Consider the following 222-nt stretch of genomic DNA (forward strand, 5'->3'; position numbering starts at 1 on the left):
GGAGTACGTGAAGCGAACGCGGGGAATCGGGCTGTTGATCGGAGAGCCGGGGGCGGGCAAGACGTTCGCCCTTCGGGCGCTGAAAGAGTCATTGAATCCATCATTGTATCATGTCGTCTACTTTCCGTTATCCACCGGAGGCGTGATGGATTTTTACCGCGGTCTGGCCCTTGGGTTGGGGGAAGAACCGAAATACCGCAAGGTGGACCTCTTCCGCCAAAT

Annotated in this window: 1 protein-coding gene; it reads left to right on the forward strand. The window is 56.8% G+C overall.

Features of this window, described 5'->3' with window-relative positions; genetic code table 11:
- A partial coding sequence (locus LD028_RS10015) for an ATP-binding protein (protein ID WP_237811727.1) occupies positions 1-222 on the forward strand: 222 nt, incomplete at both ends.

It is taken from the genome of Anoxybacillus sp. LAT27 (genome assembly GCF_022030075.1).
Lineage (GTDB): Bacteria > Bacillota > Bacilli > Bacillales > Anoxybacillaceae > Anoxybacillus > Anoxybacillus kestanbolensis.